This is a genomic window from Bordetella sp. H567, from assembly GCF_001704295.1.
In the GTDB taxonomy this organism is placed as follows: domain Bacteria; phylum Pseudomonadota; class Gammaproteobacteria; order Burkholderiales; family Burkholderiaceae_B; genus Bordetella_C.
In genome coordinates, this window is record NZ_CP012334.1 from 3,701,053 (window position 1) to 3,715,609 (window position 14,557).

General features: G+C 66.4%; 13 protein-coding genes. 8 read left to right on the forward strand and 5 right to left on the reverse strand.

What is annotated here, in order from left to right; translation table 11 throughout:
- Positions 1–144: 144 nt before the first annotated feature.
- Positions 145–1,302: an aromatic ring-hydroxylating oxygenase subunit alpha gene (locus tag AKI39_RS16615; RefSeq protein WP_066638337.1), complete on the forward strand. Its 1,158-nt coding sequence runs from the start codon at positions 145–147 to the stop codon at positions 1,300–1,302.
- A 131-nt stretch (positions 1,303–1,433) separates the two neighbouring features.
- Here AKI39_RS16615 and AKI39_RS16620 read toward each other — a convergent pair whose 3' ends face one another.
- On the reverse strand, positions 1,434–2,285 hold the full coding sequence (locus AKI39_RS16620; RefSeq protein WP_066638339.1) for a sulfurtransferase: 852 nt from the start codon (positions 2,283–2,285) through the stop codon (positions 1,434–1,436).
- A complete protein-coding gene (locus AKI39_RS16625; protein WP_066638341.1) occupies positions 2,282–3,163 on the reverse strand; it encodes a DMT family transporter in 882 nt (293 codons plus the stop codon). Before AKI39_RS16625 ends, AKI39_RS16620 begins: the two co-directional genes overlap by 4 nt.
- Before the next feature lie 182 nt (positions 3,164–3,345).
- Here AKI39_RS16625 and htpX point away from each other — a divergent pair, with 182 nt between their 5' ends.
- Positions 3,346–4,224 (forward strand): protease HtpX, encoded by an 879-nt coding sequence (htpX, locus tag AKI39_RS16630; protein ID WP_066638351.1) that lies wholly within the window; start codon positions 3,346–3,348, stop codon positions 4,222–4,224.
- Positions 4,225–4,345: 121 nt separating this feature from the next.
- Here the strand turns inward: htpX and AKI39_RS16635 are convergent, their stop codons facing one another.
- Positions 4,346–5,737 carry an L-serine ammonia-lyase gene (locus AKI39_RS16635; protein WP_066638353.1) on the reverse strand — a complete coding sequence of 464 codons (1,392 nt, stop codon included), beginning with the start codon at positions 5,735–5,737 and terminating at the stop codon, positions 4,346–4,348.
- A 229-nt stretch (positions 5,738–5,966) separates the two neighbouring features.
- Between AKI39_RS16635 and AKI39_RS16640 the strand changes: the two genes are divergently transcribed.
- Positions 5,967–7,628, forward strand: coding sequence for a Na/Pi cotransporter family protein (locus AKI39_RS16640; RefSeq protein ID WP_066638355.1), 1,662 nt, complete (start codon positions 5,967–5,969; stop codon positions 7,626–7,628).
- A 98-nt stretch (positions 7,629–7,726) separates the two neighbouring features.
- Here AKI39_RS16640 and AKI39_RS16645 read toward each other — a convergent pair whose 3' ends face one another.
- Both AKI39_RS16645 and polA read right to left on the reverse strand, forming a co-directional pair.
- Positions 7,727–8,518, reverse strand: a complete 792-nt coding sequence (locus AKI39_RS16645) for a dienelactone hydrolase family protein (RefSeq protein ID WP_066638356.1) — start codon at positions 8,516–8,518, stop codon at positions 7,727–7,729.
- A 134-nt stretch (positions 8,519–8,652) separates the two neighbouring features.
- Positions 8,653–11,370, reverse strand: a complete 2,718-nt coding sequence (gene polA, locus AKI39_RS16650; RefSeq protein WP_066638358.1) for a DNA polymerase I — start codon at positions 11,368–11,370, stop codon at positions 8,653–8,655.
- Positions 11,371–11,425: 55 nt separating this feature from the next.
- On the opposite strand from polA, the gene AKI39_RS16655 reads away from it, so the two are divergent.
- The 5 genes from AKI39_RS16655 to AKI39_RS16675 all read left to right on the forward strand — a co-directional run bounded on the left by AKI39_RS16655 (position 11,426) and on the right by AKI39_RS16675 (position 14,530).
- The gene (locus AKI39_RS16655) at positions 11,426–12,052 is read left to right on the forward strand and encodes a TIGR00730 family Rossman fold protein (RefSeq protein ID WP_066643178.1); all 627 of its coding nucleotides are present in this window, start codon (positions 11,426–11,428) and stop codon (positions 12,050–12,052) included.
- Between the two features lie 319 nt (positions 12,053–12,371).
- Positions 12,372–13,244 carry an urease accessory protein UreD gene (locus AKI39_RS16660; protein ID WP_066638360.1) on the forward strand — a complete coding sequence of 291 codons (873 nt, stop codon included), beginning with the start codon at positions 12,372–12,374 and terminating at the stop codon, positions 13,242–13,244.
- 17 nt (positions 13,245–13,261) lie between these two features.
- Positions 13,262–13,564 (forward strand): urease subunit gamma, encoded by a 303-nt coding sequence (gene ureA / locus AKI39_RS16665; RefSeq protein ID WP_066643180.1) that lies wholly within the window; start codon positions 13,262–13,264, stop codon positions 13,562–13,564.
- A 44-nt stretch (positions 13,565–13,608) separates the two neighbouring features.
- Positions 13,609–14,208 (forward strand): HupE/UreJ family protein, encoded by a 600-nt coding sequence (locus AKI39_RS16670; protein WP_066638368.1) that lies wholly within the window; start codon positions 13,609–13,611, stop codon positions 14,206–14,208.
- Positions 14,209–14,224: 16 nt separating this feature from the next.
- Positions 14,225–14,530 (forward strand): urease subunit beta, encoded by a 306-nt coding sequence (locus tag AKI39_RS16675; protein WP_066638370.1) that lies wholly within the window; start codon positions 14,225–14,227, stop codon positions 14,528–14,530.
- Positions 14,531–14,557: the final 27 nt, after the last annotated feature.

A 14,557-nucleotide genomic window follows, 5' to 3' on the forward strand; every position in this document is an offset into this window, starting at 1 on the left:
CGCGGGTTCTTCAGGTTGCCACACGGGCGCGCTTGTAGCGGCTGGGGTACAATCGCTTTGTAATTTCGATCGGCCAGACCGATTTTTCTTCGCGCCAGAACGGATTCGTGCCGTCCTGGCTTTTTTATCCGAGCGGAGGGAATCATGACCGACATTGGTCGGATGGCGCAGTTCGTGCCAGCTCGCACCCAGCTACCCGTCAGCGCATATTTTGACGAAGCCCGCTTCAAGCGCGAGCAAGAACTCATTTTCAAACAATCCGCGCTTTACGTCGGCCACCGCAAAATGGTGCCAGAAGTCGGCGATTGGCGTACGCTGGTCCAGGAAAAAGGTGGACGTGCCCTTGTCCATACGCCCCAGGGGGTAGAACTCATCTCAAATGTCTGCCGCCACCGCCAGGCCTTGATGCTGGGCGGCGTGGCGGGCAATGTCGCGGGCAGCGCCAACACGGCCGGCAATCTCCGCGCGACGGGGGGCAATATCGTCTGCCCCCTGCATCGCTGGACCTACAGCGCCCAAGGCGAGCTGCTGGGCGCGCCGCAGTTCGACAGCACGCCCTGCGCGAAGCTGGACCGCTTCCGCCTGCGCGACTGCCACGGCCTGCTGTTCGAAGGCCAGCGCGATCCCCTGCAGGATATCGGCGGCCTGTTCGCGCGGCCCGAGTTCGATTTCGGCGACTATGTGCTGGACCGCGTCCAGATCCACCAGTGCAACTACAACTGGAAGACCTTCATCGAGGTCTACCTGGAGGACTATCACGTCGGTCCCTTCCACCCCGGCCTGGGCCGCTTCGTCACCTGCGACGACCTCGCCTGGGACTTCGGTTCCTGGCACAGCGTGCAGCGCGTGGGCGTACACCAGGCCCTGGCCAATCCGGGCTCGGACGTCTACCGCGCCTGGCATAACCGGGTGCTGGACTTCCGCCAGGGCGAAACGCCGGATTTCGGGGCCATCTGGGCAACCTACTTCCCCACGCACATGATCGAGGTCTACCCGCACGTGCTGGTGCTGTCCACGCTGCATCCCCGCGGTCCGCAGGACACCTTGAACGTGGTGGAGTTCTATTACCCGGAAGAAATCGTCGCCTTCGAACGCGAATTCGTCGAGGCGCAGCAAGCCGCCTATATGGAAACCGCGGGGGAGGACGACGAAATCGCCGAACGGATGGACGCCGGCCGCAGGGCGCTGCATGAACGGGGCGTGACCGAAGCCGGGCCGTACCAATCCCCCATGGAAGCCGGCATGCAGCACTTCCACGAATGGTACCGCCGCGTCATGGCGGAAACCGACCCGCATCCGTGACGCCAACCCGCCCGCGGTTGAACGAATAAAGGCGCCATGAATTTCATGGCGCCTTTATTTTCTGCCGCCGGGCCGCCCCAAGGCAGAAACGGCCCCCTTGGGGGGCAGCAAGCCGCCCCAAGTAAAGCCGATCAGCCCTTTTCCCGCGGCCGGGAAGGATCGCTAATCCACTCGCTCCAGGAACCCGGGTACAGGCGCGAACCGCTCAACCCCGCGACTTCCATCGCGAAGAGATTGGCAGAAGCCGTAATGCCGGAGCCGCATTGGTGCACGATGGACGACGGTGTGCGGTCGCCCAGGACGGCCTGGAATTCCTGCCGCAGTTGCGCCGGCGACTTGAATCGCCCGTCGGCGTCCAGGTTGTCGGTGTACGGCCGGTTCAGTGCGCCGGGTATGCGGCCGGCCTCCGGGTCGATCGGTTCGACTTCGCCTCGATAGCGGGCGGCCGCGCGCGCGTCGACCACGGTAAAGTCCTTGGTGCGCAGGTTGGCCAATACGGCCGCGGCATCCACCGCTTCGACCAGGGACGGCCGCGGCGATGCACCACCACCCGACGCCGGCGCGGGCGCCGGCCCGCTTTCGACAGGCAAGCCGGCCGCCGTCCACGCCTGCCACCCACCGTCCAATACCGTGGCACGGTCATGCCCGATCCAGCGCAGCAGCCACCACAGATGCGCCGCATACTGGCCGCCGCTGGCGTCGTAGCCCACCACCAGCGTGTCCGGGCCGACGCCATGGGCAGCCATCAGGTCTGCCAGCGCGGCGCGATCGGGCAGCGGATGACGGCCGTTGCGCCCCGTATGCGCGCCGGCCAGCTCGCGTTCGTTGTCCAGGAAACGCGCGCCGGCGATGTGCGACGCCTCGAACTGCCGCCGGCCGGCAGCGAAATCGCCCAGGTCGTGGCGCACATCGAACACACGCACGTCGGCGTCATTCAACCGGCCCGCCAGCTGCGAGACGGACATCAAGGTCATCGAAGTCATGCCTGTTTCTCCCGAGTGGACGTGACGGCGGGCCGCGATTCGCGCATCGTGCGCCAAATCGACATCAAGCCGGCCGCGATGATCAAACCCATGCCCAGCAGCGCCATATCGTCCAGATGGTCTTGCCAGAATGCCATCCCCAGGATGGCCGCGAAAATGATGGTGGTGTACTGCAGCGCCGCCGTCAACAGCGCCGACCCCAGGCCGAAGGCCCGCGTAACGGCCAATTGACCGAACAGGCCCGACAGCCCGATGCCGGTCAGCGCGAGATAGCCGGTCAGGTCGGTATCGCCCCAGCCTTCCGAGGCGAGGCCGACCACGCTGCTCAGGCAAACGGCGCAGGAAAAAAACAGCACGGTCCGCCATTCGGGTTCGCCGATGCGGCCAAGCTGGCGTATCTGCATCATCGCGATCGCCGCCGTGGCCCCCGAGGCCAGGCCCAACAGCGCCGCCAGCCATTGATCCTGCCCTATGCTGGGGCGCAGGACCGCGATCACGCCAAGAAAGCCCAGCGCCACCGAAAGGATCCGCACGATGTCACGCTGTGCCCCGCCCCATCCCAGCATCCAGGCGGCAATGAACAAGGGAGAGGTGTAGGTCAGGCTGGTGGCCGTGGCCAGCGGCAAATGCGCCAGCGCGAAAAACCCCAGCCACATCGAACTGACGCCGGACAGGTTGCGCCAGAAATGGGGTTTCCAGCTACGGGGAACGATGGACTGGCGGCCGGCACGCGCCCACGCCAGCAACAGGATCACCGAGGGCAGTCCGCGAAACAGCACGACCTGCGACAGGGACGAGTCATGTTCCGTTGCCAGCTTCACGCAGGAACCCATGATGGCGAACATGAGGGACGCCAACAACATCCAGAGAGCCTGCATGGGAAGAACGCCGGGAACCGTAGAGTTGCGGGGAAGCGATACTATACTCGCGGTGGCCCCAGCCCCGCATCCATCCGCATCGGCCATATCGTCCGCCGCCCGCGGCCCGGCTCGCGCGCCGAGGAACCTGGACGCGCCGGGGCCGTCAAAGCTACATCGCTCGCAAAGGGACCATAAAAACCATGAAACGCATTGTTCTGTTCGTGCTTACCAACCTGGCCGTCATGCTCGTGCTGTCGGCCACGCTGCGCATCCTGGGGATCGACCGCTACCTGACCGCGAACGGGCTGAACATCAACGCCCTGCTCGTCTTCTCCCTGGTCGTCGGCTTCACCGGCGCCATCATTTCGCTGCTTATGAGCAAGCCGATGGCCAAGTGGAGCACCGGCGCGCACGTCATCGATCCCAACGCGCCGCGCAGCCAGCGCGAAGCCTGGCTGCTGGATACGGTGCACCAGCTGGCCGACCGTGCCGGCATCGGCCGCCCGGAGGTCGCGATCTACGAAGGCGCCCCCAATGCCTTCGCCACCGGCGCCTTCAAGAACGACTCACTGGTCGCCGTGAGCACGGGGCTGCTGGAGAGCATGACGGAAGAAGAAGTCACCGCGGTACTGGGACACGAGATTGCCCACGTCGCCAACGGCGACATGGTCACGCTGACCCTGATCCAGGGCGTGGTCAACACCTTCGTGGTATTCCTGGCGCGCGTCGTCGGCTATTTCATCGACAAGGCCGTGTTCCGCAATGAACGGGGCGTGGGCGCCGGCTACTACATCACGGTCATCGTCTGCGAGATCCTGTTCGGCATCGCCGCGTCGATCATCGTCGCGTGGTTCTCGCGCCAGCGCGAATACCGCGCCGATGCAGGCTCCGCGCATCTGCTCAGCTCGCGCGACCCCATGATTCGCGCCCTGGCGCGCCTGGGGGGCCTGGAGCCCGGCGCGCTGCCAAAGTCCTTCGAGGCTTCCGGCATTACGGGCGGCGGCGCCGTCAGCGCGCTGTTCGCCTCGCACCCGCCCATCCAGGCGCGCATCGCTGCGCTGCAACGCGTGCCCCTGTAAACCGCCGGACGCGCCGCGGTGGACCGCCGTGGCGCATCCGCGCCAGCCGCTCGCCGCGGCATGGCAGGGCCGGCATGCCGCCGGCCCAGGTCCCGCGCCCGGCCGCGATGCGACCCGACGCTCAACATTCGACGATATTCACGGCCAGGCCACCGCGCGCCGTTTCCTTGTACTTGATCTTCATGTCGGCGCCGGTTTCGCGCATCGTCTTGATGACGGAATCCAGCGAAACGTAGTGATGGCCATCGCCGCGCAAGGCCATGCGCGCGGCGTTCAGGGCCTTGATCGACGCCATCGCGTTGCGTTCGATACAGGGGATCTGTACCAGGCCGCCCACCGGGTCGCAGGTCAGACCCAGGTTGTGCTCCATGCCGATCTCGGCCGCGTTCTCCACCTGGGAAACGCTGCCCCCCAGCACGGCGGCCAGGCCGCCGGCCGCCATGGAGCACGCCACGCCGACCTCGCCCTGGCACCCCACCTCGGCCCCGGAAATCGAGGCATTGAACTTGTAGAGCATCCCGATGGCCGCCGCGGTCAGCAGGAAATCATGCACCCCTTCGCGCGAGGCGCCGGGCACGAAGCGATCGTAGTAGTGCAGCACGGCCGGAATGATGCCCGCCGCGCCATTGGTCGGCGCCGTGACGACCCGGCCGCCGGCGGCATTTTCCTCGTTGACGGCAATGGCGTACATGTTGACCCAGTCCATGACGGACAGCGGATCCGAGAGCGTGCGTTCCGCGCGCTGCGTCAGGCTGCGATACAGTTCCGGCGCGCGCCGGCGGACACGCAGCGGCCCCGGCAATTCGCCGTCGGCGCCCGGGTTGTCGATGCCGCAGCCGCGCGCCACGCATTGCTGCATGACCTCCCAGATACGGTCCAGCCCCACGCGCACTTCGTCTTGGCCGCGCCACACCTGTTCGTTCCGCATCATCAACTGGGCGACGCTCAGGCCCGAGGAGGCCGTCATATCCACGAGTTGCCGGCCGGTGCGGAAAGGAAACGGCAACTGGTCGTGCGCCGCGATGACCTGCGTATTGGGTGCCCCGGCGGTGACGACGAAACCGCCGCCCACCGACAGGTAGCGTGCCTCCCGCAGGCTCGCGCCGGCGGCATCGAAGGCATGGAACTTCATCCCGTTGGGGTGTTCCGCCATGGCTTCGCGGCGATAGAACAGCAGGTGCTCTTTTTCGATGAACGGTACGCTGTGCTGGCCCAGCAACGGGAGCACGCGGCTGGCGCGGACCGCCTGCAGCATGCCCGCCACGGCCGCGGGGTCGACCGTGTCCGGCGCTTCGCCCATCAAGCCCAGCATGACGCCCTTGTCGGTACCGTGGCCCTTGCCCGTGGCGCCCAGTGAGCCATACAGCTCGGCGCGTACGCTGGCCACCGAGGGCAGCAGGCCGTCGCGCCGCAGACCTTGCGCGAACAACAGGGCCGCGCGCATGGGCCCCACCGTGTGCGAACTGGAAGGCCCGATACCGATCTTGAACAGGTCAAAGACAGAAACCGCCACGATGGCTCCACAGACTGGCTATCCGGAAACCCGCGTCCCGGCACATCGCTATGATAGCCCCGTGGCTGCCGCGCGATCGGGCGGCAGCGAGGTCTCGCCTGAACGATGGATGAGAACGTTTTCAACGTCTCCGTCCCCAAGGCGTGGAACCGTGCGATCATTGACGCTGGCCCGCGCGGCCCCAGACGGTTCGCTTTCCTACTTCAACACTCGCCCCTGAAACCGACCTATGTCCGGAACCCTGACGCTGCTCGACTTTGCCGGCTATGTGGCCCTGCTGCTCTGGGGTGTCCATATGGTCCAGACCGGCGTGCAGCGGGCATTCGGCGCGGCGCTCGGGGCTGTGCTGGGCCGGGCCCTGGGAACTCGCCTGCGCGCCTTCGCCGCAGGCCTGGGCATCACCGCGGCCTTGCAAAGCAGTACCGCCACCGGCTTGATGATCACCGGTTTCGCCGCCGGCGGGGTGGTCGGCCTCGTGCCCGCCTTGTCCGCCATGCTGGGCGCCAACGTAGGCACCACCCTGATCGTCCAGCTGCTGTCCTTCGACCTGACAGCGCTGGCGCCCATCCTGATCCTGTTCGGCGTGTGGATGTTCCGCCGCTATCCGCCGGGGCGCACGCGCGACCTGGGCCGTGTGTTCATCGGCCTGGGCTTGCTGCTGATCTCGCTGCATTCCCTGGTCGACCTCTTCGCCCCTTTCCAGAACGCACCGTTGCTGCGCATCCTGCTGCAGGCGCTGGGCAGCCAGCCGGTCGCCGCGATGCTGGTCGCCGCCGGCCTGACCTGGGCGGCGCACTCCAGCGTGGCCGTGGTGGTCCTGTTGATGTCGATGGCCTCGCACAACCTGGTCGCGCCGGACGCGGCCTACGCCATGGTGCTGGGCGCGAACCTGGGCACGGCCATCAATCCCATAATCGAAGGCGTCACGGGCGACGATCCCGCGGCCCGCCGGCTGCCCCTGGGCAATCTGCTGACGCGCGTCGCCGGCGTGGTCATCGGCCTCGTGCTGCTGCCCTGGGTCGGCCCCTGGATGACGCAGCTCTCGGAGGACCCGGCACGCGCGGTCGCCAACTTTCATACGCTGTTCAATGCCGTCGTCGCGCTGGCCTTCCTGCCGCTGCTGGTGCCCTATGCCGCGTTATTGACGCGCTGGCTGCCCAAGCGCATCGACCCGGACGATCCCGCGCGGCCGCAATACCTGGACGAATCGGCGCATGACATTCCCGCGGTGGCCCTGGGCAATGCATCGCGCGAAGCCCTGCGAATGGCCGATATGCTGCAGACCCTGCTGGCGCTCGCACGGGCCGGCTACAAGCGCGACAACCGGCATCGGCTGCCGCAGGCCAAGCAGTTGGACATCGCGATGGACAAGCTGGAAACCGCGATCACGCTGTACCTGGCTACCCTGGACCGAGAAAGCATGACCAGCGACGACGTCCAGCGCATGGAGGAAATCCTGGCCTTCACCAGCAATATCGGCCATGCCGCCGACATCACGCACGGCGGCCTGTTGAGCCATGCCACCCGCCTGCGCAAGCAGGGTTGGACGCTGGCACCGGAACAGCGCGAGCAACTGGACGAGTCCCTAGGACATCTGTTGACCAACGAACGGCGCGCGGCGGCACTGTTCGTGAACGCCGACCTGCGCCAGGCGCGCGCGCTGGCCGGCGAAAAGGAAAGCTTTCGCGCGCTGGAAGTCCAGGCCGCCGAAGCCCATCTGCAGAAAATGAAATCCGGCCAGGTCGAGGAAGCGGAAATCGGCCAGCTGTACCTGGACATCCTGCGCGATGTGAAGGGCGTGAATTCCTACCTGGTCGGGGCGGCGGCGTACCCCGTGCTGGCAAAGGAAGGCGAACTGCTGCCCAGCCGCCTGCGCGAATCGGCGAACTGACGTCCCGCGCCGCCGCCCACGCGCGGATTGGGAACCGGGGCCCGCCTTCGCAACCCGCGCCGGATCTACAGCCGGCGCCGCTGGTCCGGAGCCGCGCCTTACTTCAAGTACTGCGCGAACCAGTCCCGCATCTTCTGCCAGCCGTCCTTGGCATCCTGCGGGTTATAGCTGGGGCGGTAGTCCGCCAGGAAGGCGTGGCCGGAATCGGGATAGACCACCATCTTCGATGCCTTGGCATGTTCGTTGCCCTCGGCCAGCCGCTGCTTCATGGTCTCGACGTCTTCGAGCGGAATGCTGGTGTCCTTGGCGCCATACAGTCCCAGCACCGGGCCATGCAGCTCCTTGGTCACGTCCACGGCGTTGCGCTTGATCAGCGGTCCGTGGCCCTGTGTCAGCTTGCCGTACCACGCGACGCCGGCTTTCACCTTGGGGCTGTAGGCGGTGTACATCCACGTGATGCGTCCACCCCAGCAGAAACCCGTGACTCCCACCCGGTTGCCGTCCCCGCCATGCTGGGCGGCCCAGGCCACGCTGGCGTCCAGGTCGGCCATCACCTGCTCGTCCGGCACCTTGGCCACGATGTCCTGGATGAGCTTGGGGATATCGGTATAGGCGGACGCGTCGCCCTGGCGCTCGTACAAATTGACGGCAATGGCGAAGTAGCCCTCCTTCGCCAGGCGGCGGCACAGGTCCTGGATATGTTCGTGTATGCCGAAGATTTCCTGCACCACGCACACGATGGGCACGTCGGTCTTGCCCTCCGGCGATGCGTAGTAGGCGGAAATCGTGCCGTCCTTGACCGGCAGATCGATCAGGCCGTGCGTCAGGCCCTGCGGGCTGGTATGGATGGCCGTGTCCTGCACGGTTCCTGCGGCGGGCGAAAAACTCATGGCGGTATCCTCTGTCTTTGGGGGTTGGGCACAAGGCGCGGACACGGCGCTAATGCGTGCCGCCCGGGCGCCGTCCCGCCGATTATGCCGCGCATTCGCTTAACGCGTGCTGGCAACCCCGGGCACGGCGCGGCCTAGTGCGCCTGTTCCCAGTTCTTGCCCACGCCCACCTCCGCCACGAGCGGCACGCGCAGCTGCGCCACGTCGCACATCAGGCCGGGCAGTTCGGCGCGCACCCTGTCGACCTCCGCGTCTGGCACTTCCAGCACCAGTTCGTCATGCACCTGCATGATCACGCGCGTCAGCAGTTTTTCGCTTTCGATCCAGCGATGGACCGCCACCATGGCCATCTTGATCAGGTCGGCCGCCGTGCCCTGCATGGGGGCATTGATGGCCGCGCGCTCGGCCGCCTGCCGCCGTGGCCCGGAGCCGCCGCGGATCTCCGGCAGCCACAAGCGCCGCCCGAATACCGTTTCCACATAACCCTGTTCGCGCGCCAGCACGCGCGTCGATTCCATGTACTGCGCCACGCCGGGATAGCGCGCGAAATAGCGGTCGATATACGCCTGCGCCGCGTCGCGCGTAATGCCCAGGTTCGACGCCAGGCCGAACACGCCCATGCCGTAGATCAAGCCGAAGTTGATCGCCTTGGCGGCGCGCCGCTGTTCCGCGGCGACCGCGTCCAGCGGCACGCCGAACACTTCCGACGCCGTGGCGCGGTGGATGTCCTCTCCCGCGGCGAAGGCCTGTTGCAGGTTGGTGTCGTCCGACACGTGGGCCATGATGCGCAGTTCGATCTGCGAATAGTCGGCGGACATCAGCACGCCGCGCTCGGCGATGAAGGCCTCGCGCACGCGGCGCCCGGCCGGCGTGCGCACCGGGATGTTCTGCAGGTTCGGATCGGAAGACGCCAGCCGCCCCGTGATGACGGCCGCCTGAGCATAGTGGGTATGCACGCGTCCTGTCGCCGCGTTGATCATGCGCGGCAGTTTGTCCGTATACGTGGACTTCAGCTTGGACAGGCCGCGATATTCCAGCAGCACCTGCGGCAGCGGATAGTCCTGGGCCAGCTTGCTCAGCACCTCCTCATCGGTGGACGGCGCGCCACTGGCGGTCTTGCGCACCACGGGCAGCTGCATGCGGCCGAACAGGATCTCGCCCAGCTGCTTCGGCGAATTCAAGTTGAAGGGCTGGCCCGCCAGATCGTAGGCGCGCTGTTCCAGGGTAAGCATTTCCTGCCCCAGCGCACTGCTTTGCTGCATCAGCGCCTGCGCATCGACACGCACGCCGGTGCGCTCGATATCGGTCAGCACTTCGGAAACCAGCAGCTCCAGCTTGTAGATGCGTTCAAGGCCGGCATCCGCGCTGACGCGCGGGCGCAGCAGGCCGTGCATCCGCATGGTGAAGTCGGCATCTTCGGACGCGTAATGCCCCGCGCGCTCTGTCGGTACTTCGTCGAAGCAGATCTGATTGGCGCCCTTGCCGCACAGTTCTTCATAGGTAATGCCGCTGCGTCCGAGCCAGCGCTGCGCCAGGTCGGCCAGGCTGACGCTGCGATGCGATTCCAGCACGTAGGCCTGCAGCATGGTGTCTTCCGCGATGCCGGCGAGCCGTATGCCCTCGTTGCGCAGCACGTGCGCATCGTACTTGGCGTTGTGCAGCAGCTTGGGCACGGCCGGATCTTCGAGCCACGCGCGCAGGCGTTGCAGCACTTCATCCTTGGGCAGTTGTTCGCCCGCCTCCGGCCCGCGATGGGCCACGGGGATGTAGCAGGCCACACCGGGCTCGATCGAGAACGACAGGCCTACCAGGCGAGCCTGCATTTCGTCCAGCGATGTGGTTTCCGTATCCACTGCCGCCAGCGGCGCGGCGCGCAACTTGTCCAGCCAGGCATCGAAGGCCGCCCAGTCGGTGATGAGCTGGTAATCCACCTGTTCGGGCGCCACCGGGCGTTCAGGCGCGACGCGGGAGTCGCCCACGGGTACGCGTTCCGTTTCGCCGCTGACTTCGCGCAACCAGGTCCGGAAGCCATAGCGTTCGTACAGCGCCAGCAGGGCTTCCTTGTCTTCTTCCAGCGGCACCAGGGCTTCCGGGCCAGGCACCGTGGCGGATAGATCGCAATCGCGCCGTACGGACAGCAATTCGCGGGTCAGCGGAAAATTCGCGGCGGCGGTCCGCAGGTTGTTGCCGGCCACACCCTTGATGGTTTCTGCGGCTTCCATCAATTTGTCGACCGAACCGTATTCGGTCAGCCATTTGACGGCGGTCTTGGGCCCGACCTTGTCCACGCCGGGCACGTTGTCCACCGCATCGCCGATCAACATCAGGTAGTCCACGATGCGCTCAGGCGGCACGCCGAATTTCTTGACGACGCCCGCCGGGTCCAGGGTTTCGCCCGTCATGGTGTTGACCAGCGTGACATCGTCATCCACCAGTTGGGCTAGGTCCTTGTCCCCTGTCGAAACCACCGTCTTGATGCCATGCTCCGTGGCGATGCGGGCCAGCGTGCCGATGACATCGTCGGCTTCCACGCCCTCGATGGCGAAAACCGGCCAGCCCAGGGCGCGAACCACGTTGTGGATCGGTTCGATCTGCGCGGCAAGGTCTTCCGGCATGGGGGGGCGGTGCGACTTGTAGTCGGGATACAGGTCGTCACGGAAGGTCTTGCCCCGGGCATCGAAAATGCAAGCCGCGTACTGCGCGTCATAGTCCTGCTTCAGCTTGCGGAGCATATTGACGACGCCGTACAGCGCGCCCGTCGGTTCTCCTTGTGCGTTCCGCAAGTCAGGCATGGCATGATAGGCGCGGTATAGATAGCTAGAACCGTCAACCAGCAACAGGGTTTTATTCATGGTCAAAAAGGAAGATGGCAGGGAGACTCCCGCCGGCAAGCAAATACCGGTGATTATGTCAGAGATACTGACCGCGGCTGAGAAGCTGCGCGAGCTGGGTCCGGCCGTCAGCATTTTCGGCAGCGCGCGCGTCAGCCGGGAATCGCCCTATTACGCGCAGGCCGAAGCGTTGTCGGCCGCACTGGCGCAAGCGGGGTTCGCGATTATCGCGGGCGGCGGTCCGGGCATCATGGAAGCCGCCAACAAAGGGGCATTCGAAACGGGCGGCACCAGCGTCGGCCTGAATATCGTTCTTCCGCACGAGGCGAACAATAACGAATACCAGACCATCAGCCTGATGTTCGAGTATTTCTATGCGCGCAAGGCCACGTTCTTCATGCACAGCTTCGCCTATGTCGCGCTGCCCGGGGGCTTCGGCACATTGGACGAGTTGTTCGAGGCCTTGACACTGGTGCAGACAGGCAAAGTACCCCCGGCCCCCATCGTACTCATGGGCAAGGAATACTGGCGCGGTTTGGTCGACTGGCTGGCCAAGACCGTGCTCAGCAACGGCATGATCGGCGCGCACGACCTTGAGCTGTTCATCGTGGAGGACGATCCCAAGGTGGTTGTGAGCCGCATCATCGATTTCCATATGCGCTACCTGTCGCCGGAACAGTACGCCCCATCGCTGCCGGCTTGAGGCCCGCAGCCCGCGTCCGGGCACCGCCCGTGGCGCGCGCCCGGCCCCGGGCGGCCGCCCGCACCGCCCCGGCCCATGTCGGTGCATGCATGCGCACAAAACGGGCGCAAATGTGCACGAATCTGGTGCAACCGTCTCCAAAAGCGACATGGCGCCGGGCCATCTCGCACCGAAGGCGCCACGCTGGACACCTCGTGCACGAATATGGCACGGATTTTGCTTGAAGTTGTGCATGGATACCGCATCGCTGCCCCGCGCACGCGGCGGTCTCGCTCCCAACTTCCGCCAATTATCCGCATCTCCGGACATCTGCCGCTCCATGGACGCCCTCTCCCCGCTTCTGGAAACCCCTCACACAGGGGGATGGGATGCTCGCCTGCGGCTGTCCCTGGCCCAACGCCACGGGCGAACCGTTCTGGTCCGTCGCGAACACGCCGGCCCGCTTACGGTGCAGAAGGCGTTGTATCCCGAGGCCGATAGCGGTATCTGCCACCTTGCCGTGCTGCATCCCCCGGGCGGCCTGGCCAGCGGCGACGCGCTGCGGCTCGATATCGAACTCGAGGCTGCGGCACACGCGGTATTCACCACCCCCGGCGCCACCAAGTGGTACAAGGCCACCGCGATCCATCCGTCCCGGCAGGATGTGAGCATCCACGTCGGCGACGGCGCGCGGCTGGATTGGCTGCCCCTGGAAAACATTTACTTCGACCACAGCCACGCCCGCCAGCACATCGACATCCGGCTCGGCGCGGGCGCGACCGCCCTCGGTTGGGATGCGGCGCTGCTGGGGCGCCAGGCCGCCGGCGAGACGTGGTCGGCCGGGCAGCTCCGCACGGACTTCCGGCTGCTGGACCGCGACGGCCGGCTGGTGTGGACGGAGCGGCAGCGCCTGCAGGCGGCGTCGCGCGTACGGCATGCACCGCAAGGGCTCGCCGGATTGCCGGCCTATGGCACGCTGTGGGCGGCCGGCGCCGCATGCACCACGGCCCTGGCCGAGGCGCTAGCCCCCTCCCTGCCTTTCGAGGCCGCGCTGCGCGCCGGTGCCACCAGTCCCAGCCCCGGTGTACTGCTCGTCCGCGCCGCCGCCACCCACATCGAACCCATGCGCCGCCTGTTCGCCGCGTTGTGGCTGCGCCTGCGTCCGCTGGTACACGGCGTTCCCGGCCGCCCCTTGCGCCTTTGGGCGACCTGACATCCCTGGACCTTCCCATGAAGCTGACGCCGCGCGAAAAAGACAAGCTGTTGATATTCACCGCCGCCCTGCTGGCCGAACGGCGCAAGGCGCGCGGCTTGAAACTGAACTACCCGGAAGCCGTCGCCTACATCAGCGCCGCGCTGATGGAGGGCGCACGCGACGGCCGCACCGTCGCGGAGCTGATGGACTACGGCACCACGCTGCTGGCGCGCGAGGACGTCATGGACGGCGTCCCGGAAATGATTCCCGACGTGCAGATCGAGGCGACCTTTCCCGACGGTACCAAGCTGGTCACCGTTCACCACCCGATTCCCTGACCGAAGCCTGCTCATTCCCCCATCCCGACGGAGATAAGAAAGAGATGAATCGCTCACGTATCGCGGCGATCGCCGCCTTCGCCACGCTGCCGCTGGCCGGCGTCGCGGCCGCCCACCCGCTGCAGGAACATATCGCCGAAGCAGCGGGCATGGCCGCCAGCGCCATGGCGGGCCTGCTGCATCCCCTGACGGGCGTGGATCACCTCTGCGCCATGATCGCCGTCGGCATGTGGAGCGCGTTGACCGCCCGCCGCGCGTGGGTCGCCCCGCTGTCTTTCGCGACCGTCCTCCTGCTGGGCGCCCTGTTCGGCCTGGCGCGCGTGTCGCTGCCGGCAGTGGAGCCGATGATCGCCGCGTCCCTGCTCGTGCTGGGCTTGTTGCTGGCCGCACGCGCCCGCCTGCCGGAATGGTCGGGCGCGGCCATCGCGGGCGTCTTCGCCTTCTTCCATGGCCATGCGCATGGCTATGAACTGCCGGAGACCGCAAACGCCGGCGCCTACATTGCCGGGTTCATGGCGGCCACGATAGGGCTGCATTGCACGGGCATCGCCGCGGGCGTGGCCTTGCGCCAGGCGTGGGCATGGCTGCCGCGTGCCGCCGGGCTCGGCGTGGCGCTGTACGGCCTGGCACTACTGGCTGCCTGAGCGTAGGAGTCCAACGATGATTCCAGGCGAACTGCTGGTGGACGACGGCGAGATCGAACTCAACGCGGGCCGCGAGACGATCACGGTCAGCGTCGCGAACACGGGCGACCGGCCCATCCAGGTCGGTTCGCATTTCCATTTCTACGAAGTCAACGACGCCCTGCATTTCGATCGCGCGGCCACACGCGGCTTCCGCCTGAACATCACGGCGGGGACCGCCGTACGTTTCGAACCTGGACAGGCCCGCACCGTGGAATTGGTGGCCCTGGCGGGCGACCGCAGGGTCCACGGCTTCGCCGGTCGCGTCATGGGCAGGCTGTAAGGCCTGCCCGCTTGTGTTGCCAAGACG

Coding starts and splice junctions, on each gene's coding strand:
- AKI39_RS16615 (WP_066638337.1), top strand. CDS start 145: ATGACCGACATTGGTCGGATGGCGCAGTTCGTGCCAGCTCGCACCCAG.
- AKI39_RS16620 (WP_066638339.1), bottom strand. CDS start 2,285: ATGACTTCGATGACCTTGATGTCCGTCTCGCAGCTGGCGGGCCGGTTG.
- AKI39_RS16625 (WP_066638341.1), bottom strand. CDS start 3,163: ATGCAGGCTCTCTGGATGTTGTTGGCGTCCCTCATGTTCGCCATCATG.
- htpX (WP_066638351.1), top strand. CDS start 3,346: ATGAAACGCATTGTTCTGTTCGTGCTTACCAACCTGGCCGTCATGCTC.
- AKI39_RS16640 (WP_066638355.1), top strand. CDS start 5,967: ATGTCCGGAACCCTGACGCTGCTCGACTTTGCCGGCTATGTGGCCCTG.
- AKI39_RS16645 (WP_066638356.1), bottom strand. CDS start 8,518: ATGAGTTTTTCGCCCGCCGCAGGAACCGTGCAGGACACGGCCATCCAT.
- polA (WP_066638358.1), bottom strand. CDS start 11,370: ATGAATAAAACCCTGTTGCTGGTTGACGGTTCTAGCTATCTATACCGC.
- AKI39_RS16655 (WP_066643178.1), top strand. CDS start 11,426: ATGTCAGAGATACTGACCGCGGCTGAGAAGCTGCGCGAGCTGGGTCCG.
- AKI39_RS16660 (WP_066638360.1), top strand. CDS start 12,372: ATGGACGCCCTCTCCCCGCTTCTGGAAACCCCTCACACAGGGGGATGG.
- ureA (WP_066643180.1), top strand. CDS start 13,262: ATGAAGCTGACGCCGCGCGAAAAAGACAAGCTGTTGATATTCACCGCC.
- AKI39_RS16670 (WP_066638368.1), top strand. CDS start 13,609: ATGAATCGCTCACGTATCGCGGCGATCGCCGCCTTCGCCACGCTGCCG.
- AKI39_RS16675 (WP_066638370.1), top strand. CDS start 14,225: ATGATTCCAGGCGAACTGCTGGTGGACGACGGCGAGATCGAACTCAAC.